Raw genomic sequence first — 18,650 nt, forward strand, 5'->3', positions numbered from 1 at the left:
TTCGACAAAGGCGAAATCATTTCCTTGAGATTTTTTTAGCTTCATCATGGCACATTTTTGCCATTTTTTGATCTTTTTGTAATATTATGTCGTTTTAGCCAAACATGGCAATTCCTAATGGCGTAACTAATAAAGGATGAGGGGGAACGTGTACTTTACGTCCGAAAGCTTTGCTGAATTCTTCACCAAAACCAGTCAGATAAGCGGTACCGCCTACCACATATACAGGATAATCCTGATACTCATCATATCCTGCCAGCATGTTCTTTACAATCGTTGCCATCTTTTCAATAACAGGTAAAACAACTGGCATGATGCGCCGATGCTGGGATACATCTTTTTTAAGAACTTCCGCTTCTTCATAGGTAATTTTATATGCTCCAGATAATACCAGCGATATGTGGGTGCCTCCTGTTGCTTCATCAGCGGTGAAAACTAAATCTCCATTCTTCAATACAGCAATCCCTGTAGTTCCTCCACCAATATCCACGACAATGCCATGACCGATATTCAGCGCTTTAGCTGCTGCCACTGGTTCATCCACCTGACGGATGGGTTCAATTCCTGCCCCTGCAATGACATGTCCGCAAGCCTGGGCATTTCGCCCTACTGTACCTGGCGGAATGGCTGTGGCACCTTTATCCAGCGTAATACCCATAATTTTTTCTACTTCGGCCTTTAGTTCTTCAACAATCGTCGTCGCTCCCCTAAAATCAACAACTAAGCCATCTTTCACCACCGATGCCCAGCGCAGGCTTCCAGCTACAGGATTCCCCTGGCTGTCAGTCACAACCAGTACCACATCAGCCGTTCCCAAATCGACTCCCACTTTATAAGGTCCTGGCAAATCGGCTGCCGTTCCTGTTTCGATCAAGTGATGCAATTGATGAATTTTTTCATATGTTTCCATACTTGTCCTCCCTATCCCTACTGCCAAAGGCAATTGTATTTTAAATGATACTCTTCTTAACTTAACTTGCTGACCAAGTCTCTCTTTATGATTATCTAAATCATAATTTATATCCTGCTCCAAAAGGCCTAATAGAATGCCCACTTCTTTTACTATCTTGCTCAAATTATTTATAAAACGCTGGCATCCCCTTAAAACATCTAAAACAATCGAACCACAAAGGCGCAAAGGACACAAAGGGCTTATTTTTATATCTATTTTTTGTGTTCTCCTTTGTGTGCCGCAGTAGCGGCATCGTGGCCTTTGTGGTTCATAGATTTTGATATTTTTCACCTATAAAACTTATATATCCCAATACTAAAATTAAGAAAGAACCAAAATCTCACAAAGAAATTTTGGTTCTTTCCATCATGCATTATTTGAATTCCATATTCTTATCAATGGACCAGGCATCAATTAACACACCACTTTGCTTATATGCTTTTACATGCAGGATCTGATTTTCCATCTCCACTACCAGATAATTTGGTTCATCCAATGGATTATAAAAAAATGCATCCCACTCACTTGCTGCCGTATCATTGTAAGTTTTGCTGCCGCTTCGCCCAGTCGTTACATAGATCGTGCCCTTGCCCGGGCTGTTCACCACTTGATCATTATGTATAGGATAGGTACGGGCATAATCATGTTCGTGACCGGAAAAGACCACATCCACATGATATTTATCTAAGATAGGTACAAAAGCTCCTTTAATTCTAGCATTAGCTCCTCCTACCTTGTTATGGTATGGCGGTCTATGTAAAAAAACGATTTTCCACTTTTTATCCGTTGCAGCCAGATCCTGCTCTAACCAAGTTTTCTGTATTTCTAGTATTTCGGGAACAAGCTGAACTTGTTCGCCGATTTGGCTGTCTAACATAACGAAATGTATATCCCCATAATCGAAAGAATAAACCTGCCTTCTAAGACTTTCAGGACCATTAACAGGGACTTTGAGTTGAGCAGTAAATAATACAGGCAGTGAAAAGTGCCTTTCTGGTGTATAGTTCTCATGATTACCCGTCAAAGGCATTGCTGGAATCCGATCAATGACCCCTTGACTCGCATTAAACCATGCATCCCATTGCGCATAATCCTGCCCTACATCGACTAAATCTCCTACATTAATAAAAAATTTCGCATCCTGGTTAGTCTGATACGCCTGCTGCAGAGTCCTACGCCAAACTTCATAGTTAATACTCTGGGAATCACCAAATACCAAAAATTTAAAAACCTCATTCTTTGCTGGAGGTGTAGAAAAAGTACGAGTTTCTCCCCACCCACTGTCTTCATTGATTTGATATACATAACCTGTACCAGGCTTCAACCCCATTAATGTAACTGAATGGATATTCATATTTCCCAGATTCGTGACTAATGTCTCCACCTTAGCATCTATAATTCGGGCATTATGAGGAAAAGACTTGATAAATTTCCTCTCGGCATAACGCACCTGCCCCGCAGGTTCTGTCTCCTCTGTTCTCCAGGTAATCGTCTGGGTTGTTTTAGGATCGGACTCCCAGGTAAGGGTTACATGATCTACCCCAGCAGCTGCTGCCAAAGGCTGCTCTAAAAACGACATCATAGAAGAAGCTATGAGAAGAACAATTGCTATAAAAAAGATACCAATACTTTGAAACAACTTCCTTTTGTGCAACATGCCGTCTCTCCCTTGTTCAAATATATAATATGATCTTAATCGTTTCATTTCTAAAAAACATGTCATCAATTAATAAGAAAAACGCTCCGCGTCCTTTAAAACATAGAGAGGAAACCGAACCGCAGAGGCGCAGAGAACACTGAGAAAAAACTAGAGAAAGAATTTAAAAACCTCTCTGCGCCCTCCGCGCCCTCTGCGGTTCAATCCCCTTCGGGTTCCTTCGCCTCTTCGTGTCTTCGCGGTTCCGTATTTTTTCTCTGTGTCCTCTGTGGCTCTCTGTGCCCTCTGTGTTTACGTTCCCTTTTGTGGTCATAAAATCTTATCTTCCTCGCACCTAAATACTACTTGCTTTGAAAGCTTCATTAACGATTTCTTTTGCTTCTTCCTGAATTTGCTTAAGATGTTCTATTCCTTTAAAGCTTTCGGCATATATTTTGTACACCTCTTCCGTTCCGGATGGTCTTGCAGCAAACCAGCCATTCTCGGTGCAAACCTTTAATCCCCCTATATCCGCTTGATTACTAGGTGCCTTAGTCAACTTCGCCGTAATGATTTCCCCTGCTAATGTTTGCGCTTTGACCTGTTCTGGTGAGAGCTTCGACAATATAGTCTTCTGCTGCGTATTCGCAGGGGCATCAATGCGTGCATATACAGGCGCTCCAAACTTCTCACTTAAATCCTGATAATGCAGCCCTGGATCCCGGCCAGTTTTCGCAGTAATTTCTGCAGCTAATAAGCACAGAATAATACCATCCTTGTCTGTTGTCCAGACAGTACCGTCCTTTCTGAGAAAAGATGCTCCAGCGCTTTCTTCTCCGCCAAAGCCAAAGGAACCATCAACGAGGCCGTCAACAAACCACTTGAAACCCACAGGGACTTCTGCAAGTCTTTTGCCTAGACTGGCAGCAATGCGATCAATCATCGAAGAACTAACCAATGTCTTACCAATAGCAGCATCTTCACGCCATCCCTTACGGTTTTGAAACAAATAGGAAATGGCTACGGAAAGATAGTGATTGGGATTCATTAAACCAACACTGGGAGCAACAATACCGTGACGATCAAAATCCGGGTCGTTGCCGAAAGCAAGATCATATTTTTCTTTTAATTCGATAAGCCCGGCCATGGCATAAGGAGACGAGCAATCCATGCGAATTTTCCCGTCTGCATCTACATTCATAAAGCCAAAAGTAGGATCAGGATACCCATTGATTACATCAATGTCAAGACCATAGGTTTCTGCGATGGGTGCCCAATAACCAAGACCCGCACCACCTAGAGCATCAGCCCCCAATTTCAGACCGGAAGCCTTTATCACTTCCATATCAATTACCTGCTCTAAATCATTCACATAAGGCGTAATAAAATCATATTCATGTACATAAGTTGTTTTTAACGCTTTTTCATAAGGCAAGCGTTTGATCTTTTGATTGCCCTCAAGTAAGATTCCATTGGCTTTATCAGCAATCCATTTGGTAATATGAGTATCTGCTGGTCCACCATTTGGAGGATTGTACTTAATGCCGCCATTATCCGGCGGGTTATGAGAAGGCGTAATGACAATGCCATCAGCCAGCCCTTCTTTTCTGCCTTTGTTATATTTGAGAATTGCGTGAGAAATACCCGGTGTCGGGGTATAATTCATATCCTTAGCAATGAAGGTTTCTACGTTATTAGCCGCTAAGACTTCTACCGCCGAAATAAAGGCAGGTTCAGACAAAGCATGAGTATCAAAGCCAATAAACAGCGGGCCCGTAATATTTTGGGCTTTGCGATAGCAGCAAATCGCCTGGGTGATCCCATGAATATGCTGTTCATTAAAACTGGATTGCAGTGAATTCCCTCGATGCCCAGAAGTTCCAAAAACAACTCGCTGCCCTGGAATATTGACATCGGGAGTATTAGTATAGTAGGCACTAACTAAACGCGGGATATTGACTAACATGCTTTTAGAAGCTTTTTTCCCTGCCATGGAGTGAATCGTCATAGATAGATGCACCTCACAATTTATTTTATATTGTTTCTACATCCTAAGTGACTGTTTATTTATTATTACATTCCCCAGCCACTGTAAAATACCCTGCCAAGGTCTTTGCCAGCAAAGGCTTTTTTTACATCCTTTTTTCCTCAGTCTCTCTTTATGCATTTTCAAAACATTAAGCAGTTATGTTTCTCCTGAAAAAACATTTTCTGCATTTAGGTGATGACAACGTTTATTTTTAATGTTATACTGTAACTATAAATTTCATAAACATAATGGCAATGACGCCGTGCACTTATAGGGATACCTATGAGGGCACGGCTTTGCTTTGTTTCAGGAAAGGGGGTATTTGATGATTAAAGTACAAGGAGTCAATAAATTTTTCGGTCCACTACATGTTTTAAAGGAGATTAATCTCAATGTAGACAGCGGTGAAAAAGTCGTTGTCATCGGACCAAGCGGTTCTGGAAAGAGTACCTTAATCCGCTGCATGAACTTACTAGAAACGCCAAGCACGGGTCAGATCGTGGTTGACGGTGTCGACATCACGGCCCCTAAGGCACCTATTACTAAAGTTAGAGAGTCTGTAGCAATGGTTTTTCAACAGTTCAATCTATATCCTCACAAGACAGTGCTGGAAAACTTAACATTAGCACCAACGCTCATAAAAAAAATCTCCCGTGACGAAGCAAGTGAATCAGGTCTCGCTTTTTTGGAACGAGTTGGCTTACGAGAAAAAGCAGATGCCTATCCGGCTCAGCTCTCTGGAGGACAGCAACAACGGGTTGCCATTGCTCGCGCCCTTAACATGCGTCCTACAGTTATGCTCTTTGATGAACCAACTTCTGCTCTTGATCCTGAAATGATACAAGAAGTATTGGATGTAATGGTTGACCTGGCAAAAGAAGGGATTACTATGGTAGTTGTTACTCATGAAATGGGTTTTGCCAAACAAGTAGCCGATCAGGTCATTTTTATGGATGGAGGCACAATACTTGAAAAGGGTTCTCCAGAGCATTTCTTTTCAAACCCAGAACATGATCGTACGAAATTATTTTTAAGCCGCATTCTTCGCTAAACGTAATGAATTGATAAAAAAAATATACGGAGGTTATTAAAAATGAAAAAACTATATATTCTTATCCTTAGTTTAATGATGTTCATCGCCCTAGCAGTTTCGGGTTGTGGCAGCACAACAGATTCTAAGCCTGCAGCAGGCGGAACGGGTACAGCTCCTGAAATCAAAGCGATACAAGATCGCGGCACCTTAAAAGTAGGCGTTAAGGTTGATGTACCGAAATTTGGTTTTAAAGATCCTAAAACGGGTCAAATTGACGGTTTTGAAATCGACCTAACAAGAGCATTGGCTAAGAAAATTCTCGGTGATGAGAAAAAATTCGAAGCACAAGGCGTTACTGCCAAAACCCGCGGTCCTTTACTTGACAATGGTGAAGTAGACTTAGTCATTGCGACTTTTACCATTACAGAAGAACGTAAACAAAGTTACAATTTTTCCGATCCTTATTTCACAGATGGTGTTGCTTTAATGGTCAAGAAAGATTCTGGTATTACCGATCTTAAAGGCTTAGCAGATAAAACAATTGGTGTTGCGCAAAGTGCTACCAGTAAAAAAGCCATTCAAGAAGCAGCCGATAAAGAAGGCATTAAGGTTAAGTTCTTAGAATTTGGTACCTATCCAGAAATTAAAACAGCGTTAGACTCTGGTCGTATTAATTGTTTTAGTGTGGATGGCGCTATTTTATATGGTTACTTAGATGATACCACTGTAATTTTAAATGATCGCTTCACACCACAAGAGTATGGAGTAGCAAGCAAAAAAGCCAACGCAGGATTAGCTAAAACAGTAAATGATACTATAAACGATATGAAAAAATCAGGTGAATTAGATAAGCTGATGCAAAAATGGGGACTTAAATAGTGCCAGGACCTTTTGCTGGGTTCAAGTGGTTAGCGCTGGTCAATGATTGGTCTGTCTTTGCCGAAGGTTTTGTTCAGACCATTCTTTTATCAGCCCTGGGACTAACGTTGGCTTTAGGCCTAGGAATCTTCTTTGGACTTTTGGGTACATCACATGTAAAACTATTTAAACTACTCAATCGCGTGTATGTAGAATTTATTCAAAATACACCTTTAGTCATTCAAATTTTCTTCTTATACCATGGCTTACCGCATCTAGGAATTATGTTGCCCGTTTTTGTTGTGGGAGTACTGGGCGTAGGTGTTTACCATGGTGCCTATATTGCAGAAGTCATTCGAGCAGGTGTGGAATCTGTACCAAGAGGACAACTGGAAGCCGCCTATTCCCAAGGATTCTCCTATTGGGGAGCCATGATTCATATCGTATTGCCCCAAGCCAAACGAATTTCTTATCCTCCATTGACCAACCAAGCTGTGAACTTAATCAAAAATACTTCCGTATTAGCCATGGTTGCAGGTGGTGAACTTATGTACCATGCGGATTCGTGGTCAAGCAATAACCTTTACTATGGTCCTTCTTATGTGGCAACCGGGTTACTGTATCTCTCATTATGTTTTCCATTGGCTACTTTTGCCAAACGCATGGAACGCAAATTGGAGGTATCATCATGATTGAAGAATTGTTCCAATGGGAACTGCTTAGTTTTCTCGGAGCTGGTCTCTTAACGACATTGCAAATTGCAATCAGTTCCATTGTTTTGAGCATGATTTTAGGAACCATCTTAGGCATAGCCCGGCATTCCAATCATACTCCCCTTAGTCAGGCAGCTTCCTTTTATGTCGAAGTCGTACGAAATACCCCTTTATTATTATTTATTTTGGCGGTTCGCTTCATGACAAAACTTCCTCCTATTTATGCCGGTATTGCTGCCATGACGATTTTTACAACAGCCATGATTGCTGAAATTGTCCGTGGCGGCTTGAATTCTGTAGGCAAAGGACAATGGGAAGCAGCCAAATCCCAAGGATTTACCTACACACAAACACTGATTTATATTGTGTTACCTCAGGCACTGCGCAATACGATACCTCCTTTAGTATCCCAATTTACAACAGTCATTAAGGATACCTCTCTTGTCTGGGCAGTGGGCATTGAGGACCTAACAGGAAAAGGCATGATCATCATGGGCCAATATGGTACTACTGCTCAAGTCTTTACCATCTTCGCTACCATAGCGGTAACCTACTTTGTCTTTAATTATGCTCTTTCTATATTGGCCCGCTATCAACAGCGGCGCTTATCACTAAGAAGCTATTAATCAAAAATGAGAACTCCCGGACATCTTTCCGGGAGTTCTCATTTTCTAGTACTCCGCCACTTTGAAATGGGAAGATGATGACGAGGCAAAATTGTGTCAGCCAAGGCGGAGGAAGGAGGCATACCGCCTGTATGCTGACTGACGACAACGAAGGCTGGCGAAATTTTGACCGTCAGCAATTTCTATTTTCAAGGTTGGTGGAGTACTAGGTCACACCACCGATTTGAATACATAGAACCGTCACATCATCACAGCGAACACCCTCTTCGCCTATCTGCTTTATCGCTGCAACCAGCTGGTCATAATCAGCATCCAGTGAAATAGCAGTTCCCGCCATCAGACGATCAGCTATACCGTCACTATAAAAACAAAAGAGATCCCCCTTCTCAATGGGCAGATAACAAACCTCATACTCGGGTGAGGCGCTTACACCTAAAAACAGACCCGGTGTTTTAATTCTTCCCCGTGCCCCAGCAGAGTCAGCAATAAATTCGGTAATACCTGCTGCAACATAACGCAGCTCGTGTTTTTTAAAATCCAATTCAAAGAAAAATGCTGCCACCATCACATCATTGCCAAAATAATTATTTACCCGCCGATTCAGTTCTAACATCCGCCCGGTAAGGGAAAGGGGCAGATGCATAATTTCCTGCAGCATAAGATTCAACGCCGCTGCTTGAAGGGCACTTGCCACTCCATGTCCCGTAACATCAATTATATAGCCAAATAAAGAATCCTCATTCAGCCAGCGATAACCACACGAATCCCCGCTGACTAACATATAAGGTTCATATATAATTTCCAAACTCAAACGTGATTCCTTAAGATTCTCCGGCAGCATGGCCCGCTGCTGGCGGCCAGCCTTAGTCAGCTCCTTATAAAATTTTTCACGCATATATTGTTCTTCTTGCGTCTTTTCTGCTAAATTCTGCGTTCGCTCAATCACTCGTGCTTCTAAATTGCCAACTAAATCGAGAAGGTCTTTGGCCATCTTATTAAAGGAACGGCTAAGCTGCCCCAGCTCATCCTGCCGTTCCGTATCCGGCACCGGATACAAACGTCCCTGGGCCAGTTCCTGGGCAGATTGATTCAATCTTAGAATCGGGCGTGTCACCCATCCTGCAGTCCAGACCGCTAAACCAAAAACAGCAATCATAATAAAAAAAACGACTCCTGCTGTTTGGTGCAAATTCTTCCAAATATTCTCCATGAAATCTTCATCCGCTAAAACCACATATATTTTCCATGAAAGTCCATTTTCTTCATAAGAATCTACACTTACAGAATAAAAGTGGTCGTCCAAGCTGATTCGAAAAGAGGAACCTCTATCATCCAAAAATGATTTTACAGCTGCCTTTAACACCGGATTGCTACAATCATCGGCCTTAATTCTCTCACTTTTCCCGTTTACTATTTCAAATGGTTCCGTAAGTATTGAGGCAGCAACGATCATGCCATCCCTATCCACAACAAAGACCTGTCCCGAAGCCCCTAAGGATAAGTCCCGGAGCATGTTTCCCAGCCAGGATAAAAGATAATCAACGCCAAAGACACCTACTAGCTGACCCTCTTCATTAAATATAGGATATGTAGCCGTAATTGTGGGTTCATGGAATACAAAATGACGGTAAACCCCGCTGAAAACTGGTTTTCGCGCTTCTTGTGCAGCTTGATACCAAGGGCGTGTACGGGGATCAAAATTGGGAAAAACATTTTGAAGCTGTACTCCATCACCTTGCTCAGAAACACTATAATACCAAGATGCACCACCTGTTCCCAGGTTATTTCTCACTACTTGAAATTCGCCTGCTGTTTTGCGGCGTGCGCCATAAAACTCCCCATTAGATAAGCCGACATATGTCATAGCCGCATCGGGAAATACCTTAAGATGATTCACAAATTGCCGTTCTCGTCCAACTGGGTCCGAAAGGGTGAGGAGCCCTGCATGCCAAGCATTCACATTCAGCTCATTTAGACGCAAAGGCTCCTCTATATGCCGCTTTAATTGCTCATGGACTTGTCCTAGTATTTGCTCCCTCATCTCCCCCAATACAGCTCCTACCGCTTCTTGTCCGCCTTGAAATAAGAGAAAGCCTATTAAACAAGTCACTGTCAGAAACTGTAACATAAAAGGCAGAGAGAAGACAAGCCTAAGAGAAAATCGTCCAGCGATACGTTGAAACCAATACCTGACAGTCATCTTTTTACTACCCTTTCCATCTGTTTTTTGCTGAGCAGCGTGATTCATTCATTTCGCCTCACATTCCTAAGCACTTCGATCATGTCTGTTACTCTATATTCCCCTTTCTTTTTTTACAGTAAAACTCCTGCAAAGTATAAGCAGCTTCGCAGGAGTTTTTGTCGTTTATTGTCTATTTATACAAATTTATGTTTTATCCTACTCTTCCATGAAAGAATGATTTAATGGGAGTATGATACAGTGCATAAGCGATCAAACTTCCCCCAGTTGTACTAATCAGAAATGGAAGCACAAAGAAAAAAGCACCGACCTCAGAACCAATGATATATTTTGCTACGGGAAAAGCCACAAGGCTTCCTATGATTCCAGTACCAACAATCTCCCCCACAATAGCACCCGCAATAAGATTGGTCTTCTTATACAAGATACCTGCCAATGCAGCTCCGAAGATACTTCCTGGAAAGGCTAGCAACGATCCGGTACCAAGAACATTGCGCAGTAAGGATATACTAAAGGCAGCACTGACAGAATAACGCGTTCCCAAAAGCACTGCTAATAAAACATTAATCCCATGCTGTACTGGAAAGCACTTTGCAATACCAATCGGAATATATACTAAATGGGCGGAAAAGACGCCAATTGCTATAAATAAGGCTGTAAAGGTTAATTTTCGAATCTCCATGTTTTCCTCCAAACTACAGCTTCTATTGCTCCAACTATGCCCTTTTATTCCAGACGCCAGCTGCACATGTCATCGATTATCAGTTTATGCTTGTGATAATTCACTAAGGTATTGCGATGCCCAACACTAATAATCGTTGTGTTCTTAAGCTGAGAATGCAGCAATTGATACAAATGAGCCTCTGTTATTTCATCAATTGCGGAAGTTGCTTCATCAAGAAATAACCAGTCTGGCTGCTGCAGTATAGCCCGTACAAAGGCGATTCGCTGCTGTTCACCGAAAGACAGAACATGAGACCAATCCTCAACTTGGTCAAGTTTATCAACAAGACCCTCTAATTTGCAAAGCTCCATAATGCTGCGAATTTTTTCATCCGTTGCAAAATCCTCTCTGTAAGGATACAATACAGAATCCCGTAAGGTTCCAAGGGGTAAATAGGATCTCTGGGGCAAAAATAAAAGTTTCTGTTCTGCTGGAATACGAACACTGCCTTGTCCAAATGGCCAAATGCCGGCTAGAGTACGTATGAGAGTGCTTTTCCCGCAGCCAGATGGTCCCATAATTAATAAAGAATCCCCCTGATGAATTGTTAATTGTAAGCCCTTAAGCAATTCCTCCCCATTGGGTAAATCAATTTGCAGCTGGTGCACATGCAAGGATGGATCAGTCCCATAGGTTACATCAATCACTTCCTCATCTGCAATATGTTCTACGCGATTCATAGCCTGGCTAAAGCCTAGTAAACGTTTAACGACGGACTGCCACTGAGCCAAACTGGAGTAACTATCAATGAGAAATGACAACGAATCTTGTACTTTGCCAAAAGCCGTAGAAGTTTGTATTAATCCACCTAACTGCATCTGATTGCTAAAATAGCGCGGGGCCGCAACAACCAAAGGAAATATAATAGCAATTTGACCATAACCGGCTGTAAACCAAGTCAATTTTTTCTGCCGCAACATTACTGCTTTAAAATTATCAAATACCATCTGAAAACGCTCTGTCAGTTTTGCTCGTTCTTGTACTTCACCGCCATACAAAGCAATACTCTCGCTGTTTTCCCGCAAGCGAATCAGACTAAAACGAAAATCAGCTTCATAACGCTGCTGACTAAAATTAAGATTTACCAAAGGCTTACCAATTTTAACGGTTAACCAGTTACCAGCTACCGAATAAAGAATAGCAACCCAAAACATATAGCCCGGAATCGTAACTTCCGTCTGCCCTATAGGAATCGTCAAGGAACCAGAAAGATTCCATAAAATAAACATAAATGAAAATAAAGTTACAGCAGCTTTTAAAAGCCCAATAGAAAGACCTAGCGTCAAATTAACAAACAGCTTTAAATCCTCACTAATTCGCTGATCAGGATTATCGGTGTTATTCTCCAAGAGCTGCATCTGATAATAAGCTTGTTTATGCAGCCATGTTTGCAGATATTTTTCAGTAAGCCAGCGGCGCCATTTAATTTCAAGAAATTGCTGCAAATAAAGCACATAAACAGCCACAATGATATGAGAGGCTGCCAAAATGCAAAAAGTGCCGATCGCACTCACAAAACCATCTTTGTCATGATTCTGCAGTGTATTATAAAAGGTATTGTTCCATTCATTTAGCAGCACGAATATATAAACATGTCCTAAGTTAAGAGCAACAATAACTGCTAACAGCATTCTAGCCTTCCACTTTTCCTCTGAAAACCAATACGCCTTGGTAATTTGCCACATTCCCTGCATAAAATTGCGATTATATACATTTATCATCAAAACTATCCTTTCTTTCCATGCTATTACTGCTTTTTCTTTAATCTTTCTCGTTTTCTCGAAAATTATCGAAATTCCTTTTAATTATTATAAAAAAACTGACAACCTTTAAAAAAGCTGTCAGTTCTCATACTTCCTATTAAAATAACCTAACTATAAAGATTTATTTTTAGCAAAATAAACAGCAGCACCAAATTATCGGTGCTACTTGTTTTTCTTCATATAAGGATTTTGAACTTCTGTTGAATTAAAGAATGCTGCGATATCCACGTCTAAACCTTCAGCAATCAACAAAAGCATATCAAGTGAAAAGCTTATATTTGTATTTGGAGCCTCTATCTTAGAAAGATGGCTTGTGCTAATATCAACTTTCGCTGCAAGCTCTTCCTGACTTAAACCGCGAAGATTACGATAAAATGCAATCTTTCTACCAATTTCTCTATATACTGAATAGAATTTATCGTTATCTCTTTTTCGCACAAGGTTACACTCCCATTAATTAGTACTATTAATTATAGAGAGCAATACAACTTTATGCACTTCTTTAAATTAGAATGAATCTTGCTAATATAAAGAAATATATGTTATAATTTGGATTACATTTAAGCAGTTTCAAAAGGAATGGTTATGTGCATCATAAACTATCATCTCAAAAGAAAATAGAATATGATACATTATGCAATGCTATCTCGGAACTAAGCCAAGAGATTGATTGTTTAATAAAAGAAAATAAAGACGCATCCGAGATTTATGAGCAGCTTGAAGCAACATTAAATCAATGTGTTCATTTATTAAGAAAGAGTTTCATAACAGAGACTGCTAAAATAAAGTAAGCTGAGCATAATGCTCAGCTTTTTCTTTTTACCAACAGTGAATTACGGCTCATAAACAGGTGGTTTACAAAGCAGGGATCAGTTAAGAAGGTAAGGCTTGCAACTCATCATGAATTGCAAGCAGATTAGGAGGGGTACGTTTTTCTAATACTGCAATTACGTTAATTACGGCGGTATTTCCCATGCGAATATTTGACTCATTGCAGGTTCCCCCCAAGTGGGGCGTCAAAATAACATTTTCTAAACTAAACATAGGGTGCAGCTGCGGAGGTTCAAAATCATACACATCTACACCATATCCACGAATACGACCGTCAAGTAATGCCTTATACAATGTTTCATACTCTACCAATTGACTGCGGGCAGTATTAATCAGAATCGCCCCTGGTTTAAGTAAACCCAATCTGCCATCATCAAGAATATTGCGGGTTTTATTCGTTAAAGGCAAATGAAGACTCACAAAATCAGATTGCTGCAGCAATTGATCAAGAGCAACGTAATCAAGGCCAATTTCCTTTGCCTCTGGTCGCTTCACACAGTCAAACCCTAGAATCTTCATCTTATAGCCCATTGCACGATAAGCAGCAGCTAGACCTATTTTCCCGACACCAACAATACCAATCGTTTTACCCCAAAGACCTACGCCCATTGGCTTTAGCCAATGCCCGCTTTTTGTGGCTTCATTCGCAATATATAACCCCCGTGATAACATATGGAGTAATCCAAAAGTCAAATCAGCAACCTCATGACTGTTCACGCCTGGAGCATTTGTCACCACTACACCACATTCAGCTGCGGTCTTACTATCAATACCATCTACCCCCACACCATGCTTAGCAATTACCTTTAAACGGGCGCAGGAGCGAATGATTTTGCCTGTAACTTTATCATTGCCTACAATTAAAGCATCTGCATCCTGGGCAGCATTTATCATTTCACCTTCCGTCAAGGGTCTACCCAATGAGTTCATAATAACTTCACACCCTATTGCCTGTAAACGCTGCAGAGGCTCAGGGTCAGCTTTAGCAAATGTAACTGCCGTAACAACAACTTTCCATTTATACATGATCATTCCTCCATGTATTTTATAGTTAAAACAAAAGAGACTTGGCATCTGCCAAGTCTCTAGACATCGGCAGATGCCTGAGTCTTTTTATTTCCAATCAAAGGTGAACTGTTAAAACAACACTAATCATGCTTAGCCGCATGAACAGCAGCAACAATTTCATTGGCTTTACGCTTGACCGCTTCCCAATCTCCCCTTGCTGCAGCGGCAAAATCTACAAGCTGACCGCCAGCACCGACAGCCCTTGCACCAGCTTTGATAAATTCTACAGCATTATCCTTGTTCACACCACCAACTGCCATAGTTGCAATCTGGGGTAATGGACCACGCAGTTCCCGAAAATAGTTAGCTCCGATAGATGCTGCCGGAAAAATTTTCACCATTTCGCAGCCTAACTCATAGGCTTTTACAGCTTCTGTTGGTGTCATTACACCAATTACTGCGGGAATGTTGGCCTGGCAGCAAACAGCTAGTGTTTCTTCGGCAAGGTGCGGCGTTAGCACAAAGGTCGCACCGGCCTTGATCGCAGCGTGAGCATCTTCGCCTGTCATGACTGTCCCAGCGCCAATTGGCAACTTTTCACCGATTGCTTCCTTGAGTGCCGTGATCCCCTGAAGAGCACCCTCACTGTTTAATGTTATTTCAATTGCTCCTACACCAGCGTCTGCCAATGCTTGTCCGAGGGGCACAAGTATGCCAGGATCAACACCGCGTAGAATGGCTACTACACCATTTTGAGCCACATGTTCCAATACAGCATGCATAAACACCACTCCTTTCTTTTTTATTGTTTATCCGACTCCCCTCTTCTCCAAGGGGGAGTTAAGAGCGACTAAAGGTTCAGGTGGAGTTAAAACTCCATCTGAATCAAGTCTTCTTTATAGCGGTGCAGACTTGTTTTGTATCGCAGCATACGTGTTTTCTTCTTCCTCTTCCATTAACTTAATTGCTTTGCGCTGCTGGGATTTTGCCACTAATAAAAAGAGGCCAAAAACTACTGCGGAAATAATCACACCGCTCAAAATAAAGGATAAAGTCTGCATAATTGCATAGGTAACAAATAAGGAACCGCCAGAGAAAGAGGCAACGCCTACAGCCCCTTCTGGCATTGTGCCACCTACGGCTAAAAATATTTTGGTCAAAACAGGGGAAGTTACAGTACCGCACAATAGTACTTGTACCAATACAACTGCACCGATAACCAAGGTACGGAATACATTGCCGTTAACCAGTGCCACAACAAAAGCAATCCGAAAAGGTATGACTGTAATATCTGCAAAAGGGAGCATCTGATTTCCTGGTAAAATAGCTGCCAATACTAATACAAATGGAGTTAAAATTAATGCTGCGGTTAAAACGGAAGGATGCCCAATTGAAATCGCTGAATCCAAACCAAGAAATATCTCCCGGCCTCCAAGATGTTTTTGCAAAAATTCACTACTAGCTTCTTGTATTGGCATTAAACCTTCCATTAGAATAGCAACTACTTTCGGTAGAATAATCATAACAGCAGCTAAGTTCATCGCCAAATTTAAGGAATCTTTTATTGAATATTTAGCCATGATTCCGATAATCAGTCCAATGATTACAGCCAGTACTGCAGGTTCACCAAACAAACCAAGGTATTTCCTCACCGAATCAAAATTACCGCGAATATTTTTCACACCAGGAATACGATCCAATAACTCATTGATCGGCGCTGCGATGACCAGCTCAGATATAGAAGACAAGGTTGGCATCGAGATTCCTGGCAGGCCATAAAATTTTTGCAAGAAAGGAGCAGCCCAGTCAGCTGTCAGCCAGGTTATGAAAGCAGCCAGCATCATTCCCACAAATCCAAGATATACATTATCCGTTGCATAATAGGTTAAGACACCAGCAGTTATTAAATGATGGTAGTTCCAAATATCAACCATTAACGTTTTCGTTACACGAAAATAAAGTAATACCAGATTAAAGATCAACAGTACTGGAATGCCAATGGCCCCCATAGGCGTAGCCCAGATAGCTGCTGCAACAGCACCCCAGCCCACATCCATGATATCCAGCTTGAGCCCTGAGTTTTTGGAAAGCGCCTTCATCGCCGGACCTAAATTATCACCCATAAAGGCAACAACCATTTTAATACCAATCAGCGCAATTGCGATGAAAATAGCTGCCCGAATGGCTTTGCTGGCCTTAGTCCCTAACGCCAAGGCAAATAAAAATATAAAAAACGGGAGTACTACATTAGGTCCAATATCAAATATTATCTTAAAATAACTTGCAATCGTTTCCATATTTATCCCTCCCTGCTATTTTGTTATTGTAAATGCTTTTTAATTTCTTCTAAGGTTTCTTTTAGTCCCATGCCAGTAAGAAAAGGAAGCCCTTTAATCAAAGGTGTCTTTACGGTATCAGGAAGTGTTGCCCCCATGGCCATTAAGACTATTACATCCACTTTATCCGCATACGAAGCCAGTTCTCCGATTTTTGCCTGAATTACTTCACAGCGAACGTTGGCATTTGCCATATAATCCTGAATCTTTTTACAAGCCACCGTAGAAGTTGCCACCCCATTGCCACATAATACTAATACTCGTTTTGCCATTACAAAATCCCCCTTACTATTTTTATACTATTTATAGTCCCCAGATTGCTCCTTTGACAGTTGGACCAACCTGCTTGCTATACCTAAGCAGCAAATTTGAGCCAGTTTCCTTCACCAGCGGCTGCCAATTAAGACGCCTGCGCTCCATTTCTGCTGGATCAACCTTAAGATGAACCGTGCCATCTTTAAGGCTAATCGTTATGGTATCACCGTCTTCAACCAAGGCAATCGGCCCGCCTTCTGCTGCTTCGGGGCATAAATACCCAATACTTAATCCTGCACTGGCCCCGGAAAAACGACCATCTGTTATTAACGCCGTATTGGGAACCCCTTTTAGTACCTCCGTAACCCGATGCAGCTCCCGCATGCCAGGACCTCCTTTAGGTCCTTCATAACGGACAACCACAACTTGACCAGACTTAATTTTATTCTTATGCAAGGCAGTATGACATGCCTCCTCACTTTCAAATACAATGGCTGGCCCAGTAAATACGTGCTGCTCTTCCGGTACCGCAGAAGCCTTGACCAATGCCCCGCACGGTGCCATAGAGCCATACAATACTTGAACACCACCCGTTGGAGCAAGAGGCTTGCCAAAAGCCTTAATCACATCCCGATCCCCTTCAGAAGCGCTGCGGGCAACCTCACCAATGGTTATTCCGCCTACGGTTCTGGCTTCCATTTTAAGCAGCGACTGGAGTTCCTTAAGCACCGAAGGTAAGCCGCCAGCACGGTATAAATCGTACACCGTCTGGTTACCGTTTGGCACAAGTGCCGCCAATAGCGGGGTCTTATCACTCACTTCTTCAAAGCTGTCCCAGGATAAGGAGATACCTGCCTCAGCAGCAATGGCTGGAAGATGCAGAAAGGCATTCAATGAACCGCCTAAGGCATTTAATACCACCAGCCCATTATAAAATGCATCTGTTGTGGCAATATCCCTTGGTCTGATGCCTTGCTTAATCATATCCATTACCGCCCTGCCGGATTGTTCAGCGGAAAACCGCCGGGCACTGGTTGGCGCTGGAAGGACACTGCTGCCTGGCAGCATCAATCCCATAGCTTCACAGAGAACAGCCATCGTATTGGCAGTGCCAAAAAACGGACATACTCCAGGACCAGAATAATATTGGAGTGACCCCTCAATTAGTTGACGTTCTGTAATCTCACCTGCAAGGAATTTCGTACGCAGGTGTTTCGAATCTGATGGCTTACATTCCGGTACAGAAGCACCAGCGGTGACGATCACAGCTGGAAGATTGATCCGCAGGGCCGCCTGCATCATACCTGGAATAATCTTGTCACAGGAGCCCAGTAATACGATTCCATCAAATATTCCATGACCAAGAACCATTACTTCTACAGAATCAGCGATAATATCACGATGAGGTAATGTATAGCGCATACCAAGATGCCCTTGGCTAATACCATCACACATACCAATGGTGTTAAATTCAATTGGCTCCCCGCCTGCTGCCCGTATGCCGGCCTTAACAGCTTCAGCCAGCTTCAATAATGGCTCGTGTCCGGGACATACTTCGTTCCAACTATTTGCAACAGCAATTAAGGGTTTACCATCCAGTGCATCCAGTGATATTCCTGCAGATGCAAGGTGTACTTTGGCGATGGCCCGTTGATAAGGCTCCAGACGATCAATGGCGCGTTCCAT

16 protein-coding genes are annotated in these 18,650 nt (G+C 42.1%); 4 read left to right on the top strand and 12 right to left on the bottom strand.

The window, feature by feature from the left end:
- Positions 1-94: 94 nt before the first annotated feature.
- The 3 genes from eutJ to pgm all read right to left on the bottom strand — a co-directional run bounded on the left by eutJ (position 95) and on the right by pgm (position 4,596).
- On the bottom strand, positions 95-910 hold the full coding sequence (gene eutJ, locus FR7_RS21055) for an ethanolamine utilization protein EutJ (RefSeq protein ID WP_040543347.1): 816 nt from the start codon (positions 908-910) through the stop codon (positions 95-97).
- A gap of 415 nt (positions 911-1,325) precedes the next feature.
- Positions 1,326-2,609, bottom strand: a complete 1,284-nt coding sequence (locus tag FR7_RS21060; RefSeq protein ID WP_007950681.1) for a purple acid phosphatase family protein — start codon at positions 2,607-2,609, stop codon at positions 1,326-1,328.
- Positions 2,610-2,943: 334 nt separating this feature from the next.
- Positions 2,944-4,596, bottom strand: a complete 1,653-nt coding sequence (pgm, locus tag FR7_RS21065) for a phosphoglucomutase (alpha-D-glucose-1,6-bisphosphate-dependent) (protein ID WP_007950682.1) — start codon at positions 4,594-4,596, stop codon at positions 2,944-2,946.
- 346 nt (positions 4,597-4,942) lie between these two features.
- Here pgm and FR7_RS21070 point away from each other — a divergent pair, with 346 nt between their 5' ends.
- Genes FR7_RS21070 through FR7_RS21085 form a run of 4 tightly spaced genes read left to right on the top strand, consistent with a single transcriptional unit; the run spans position 4,943 to position 7,847 of the window.
- A complete protein-coding gene (locus FR7_RS21070) occupies positions 4,943-5,668 on the top strand; it encodes an amino acid ABC transporter ATP-binding protein (protein WP_007932814.1) in 726 nt (241 codons plus the stop codon).
- A 42-nt stretch (positions 5,669-5,710) separates the two neighbouring features.
- A complete protein-coding gene (locus tag FR7_RS21075) occupies positions 5,711-6,529 on the top strand; it encodes a transporter substrate-binding domain-containing protein (protein WP_007932816.1) in 819 nt (272 codons plus the stop codon).
- Complete coding sequence (locus FR7_RS21080; RefSeq protein ID WP_007932818.1) at positions 6,529-7,200, top strand: amino acid ABC transporter permease; 672 nt, start codon at positions 6,529-6,531, stop codon at positions 7,198-7,200. The genes FR7_RS21075 and FR7_RS21080 overlap by 1 nt, the downstream gene beginning before the upstream one ends.
- The gene (locus tag FR7_RS21085) at positions 7,197-7,847 is read left to right on the top strand and encodes an amino acid ABC transporter permease (protein ID WP_007932820.1); all 651 of its coding nucleotides are present in this window, start codon (positions 7,197-7,199) and stop codon (positions 7,845-7,847) included. The genes FR7_RS21080 and FR7_RS21085 overlap by 4 nt, the downstream gene beginning before the upstream one ends.
- A 205-nt stretch (positions 7,848-8,052) precedes the next feature.
- Here the strand turns inward: FR7_RS21085 and FR7_RS21090 are convergent, their stop codons facing one another.
- From FR7_RS21090 to ilvD, 9 genes are all read right to left on the bottom strand, one after another.
- Positions 8,053-10,095, bottom strand: a complete 2,043-nt coding sequence (locus FR7_RS21090) for a cache domain-containing protein (RefSeq protein ID WP_007932822.1) — start codon at positions 10,093-10,095, stop codon at positions 8,053-8,055.
- Between the two features lie 145 nt (positions 10,096-10,240).
- Entirely contained in the window at positions 10,241-10,729 is a 489-nt protein-coding gene (thiW, locus tag FR7_RS21095) for an energy coupling factor transporter S component ThiW (protein ID WP_007932824.1), read from the bottom strand.
- Between the two features lie 44 nt (positions 10,730-10,773).
- Positions 10,774-12,492 carry an ABC transporter ATP-binding protein/permease gene (locus tag FR7_RS21100; protein ID WP_007932825.1) on the bottom strand — a complete coding sequence of 573 codons (1,719 nt, stop codon included), beginning with the start codon at positions 12,490-12,492 and terminating at the stop codon, positions 10,774-10,776.
- Positions 12,493-12,696: 204 nt separating this feature from the next.
- Positions 12,697-12,972: a helix-turn-helix domain-containing protein gene (locus FR7_RS21105; RefSeq protein ID WP_007932827.1), complete on the bottom strand. Its 276-nt coding sequence runs from the start codon at positions 12,970-12,972 to the stop codon at positions 12,697-12,699.
- A gap of 435 nt (positions 12,973-13,407) precedes the next feature.
- Positions 13,408-14,391, bottom strand: coding sequence for a phosphoglycerate dehydrogenase (locus FR7_RS21115; RefSeq protein WP_007932831.1), 984 nt, complete (start codon positions 14,389-14,391; stop codon positions 13,408-13,410).
- 122 nt (positions 14,392-14,513) lie between these two features.
- Entirely contained in the window at positions 14,514-15,155 is a 642-nt protein-coding gene (locus tag FR7_RS21120; protein ID WP_007932833.1) for a bifunctional 4-hydroxy-2-oxoglutarate aldolase/2-dehydro-3-deoxy-phosphogluconate aldolase, read from the bottom strand.
- A gap of 114 nt (positions 15,156-15,269) precedes the next feature.
- Positions 15,270-16,670: a PTS galactitol transporter subunit IIC gene (locus tag FR7_RS21125; protein ID WP_007932835.1), complete on the bottom strand. Its 1,401-nt coding sequence runs from the start codon at positions 16,668-16,670 to the stop codon at positions 15,270-15,272.
- Positions 16,671-16,693: 23 nt separating this feature from the next.
- On the bottom strand, positions 16,694-16,981 hold the full coding sequence (locus FR7_RS21130) for a PTS sugar transporter subunit IIB (protein ID WP_007932836.1): 288 nt from the start codon (positions 16,979-16,981) through the stop codon (positions 16,694-16,696).
- A gap of 31 nt (positions 16,982-17,012) precedes the next feature.
- A complete protein-coding gene (ilvD, locus tag FR7_RS21135; protein WP_007932837.1) occupies positions 17,013-18,650 on the bottom strand; it encodes a dihydroxy-acid dehydratase in 1,638 nt (545 codons plus the stop codon).

Origin of the sequence: Pelosinus fermentans DSM 17108 (assembly GCF_000271485.2) — a bacterium.
GTDB classification, from domain to species: Bacteria; Bacillota; Negativicutes; order DSM-13327; family DSM-13327; genus Pelosinus; species Pelosinus fermentans.

Bases quoted from the DNA above. Each gene is read 5' to 3' on its own strand.
- eutJ (WP_040543347.1), bottom strand. From the start codon at position 910: ATGGAAACATATGAAAAAATTCATCAATTGCATCACTTGATCGAAACA.
- FR7_RS21060 (WP_007950681.1), bottom strand. From the start codon at position 2,609: ATGTTGCACAAAAGGAAGTTGTTTCAAAGTATTGGTATCTTTTTTATA.
- pgm (WP_007950682.1), bottom strand. From the start codon at position 4,596: ATGACGATTCACTCCATGGCAGGGAAAAAAGCTTCTAAAAGCATGTTA.
- FR7_RS21070 (WP_007932814.1), top strand. From the start codon at position 4,943: ATGATTAAAGTACAAGGAGTCAATAAATTTTTCGGTCCACTACATGTT.
- FR7_RS21075 (WP_007932816.1), top strand. From the start codon at position 5,711: ATGAAAAAACTATATATTCTTATCCTTAGTTTAATGATGTTCATCGCC.
- FR7_RS21085 (WP_007932820.1), top strand. From the start codon at position 7,197: ATGATTGAAGAATTGTTCCAATGGGAACTGCTTAGTTTTCTCGGAGCT.
- FR7_RS21090 (WP_007932822.1), bottom strand. From the start codon at position 10,095: ATGAATCACGCTGCTCAGCAAAAAACAGATGGAAAGGGTAGTAAAAAG.
- thiW (WP_007932824.1), bottom strand. From the start codon at position 10,729: ATGGAGATTCGAAAATTAACCTTTACAGCCTTATTTATAGCAATTGGC.
- FR7_RS21100 (WP_007932825.1), bottom strand. From the start codon at position 12,492: ATGATAAATGTATATAATCGCAATTTTATGCAGGGAATGTGGCAAATT.
- FR7_RS21115 (WP_007932831.1), bottom strand. From the start codon at position 14,391: ATGTATAAATGGAAAGTTGTTGTTACGGCAGTTACATTTGCTAAAGCT.
- FR7_RS21120 (WP_007932833.1), bottom strand. From the start codon at position 15,155: ATGCATGCTGTATTGGAACATGTGGCTCAAAATGGTGTAGTAGCCATT.
- FR7_RS21125 (WP_007932835.1), bottom strand. From the start codon at position 16,670: ATGGAAACGATTGCAAGTTATTTTAAGATAATATTTGATATTGGACCT.
- FR7_RS21130 (WP_007932836.1), bottom strand. From the start codon at position 16,981: ATGGCAAAACGAGTATTAGTATTATGTGGCAATGGGGTGGCAACTTCT.
- ilvD (WP_007932837.1), bottom strand. From the start codon at position 18,650: ATGGAACGCGCCATTGATCGTCTGGAGCCTTATCAACGGGCCATCGCC.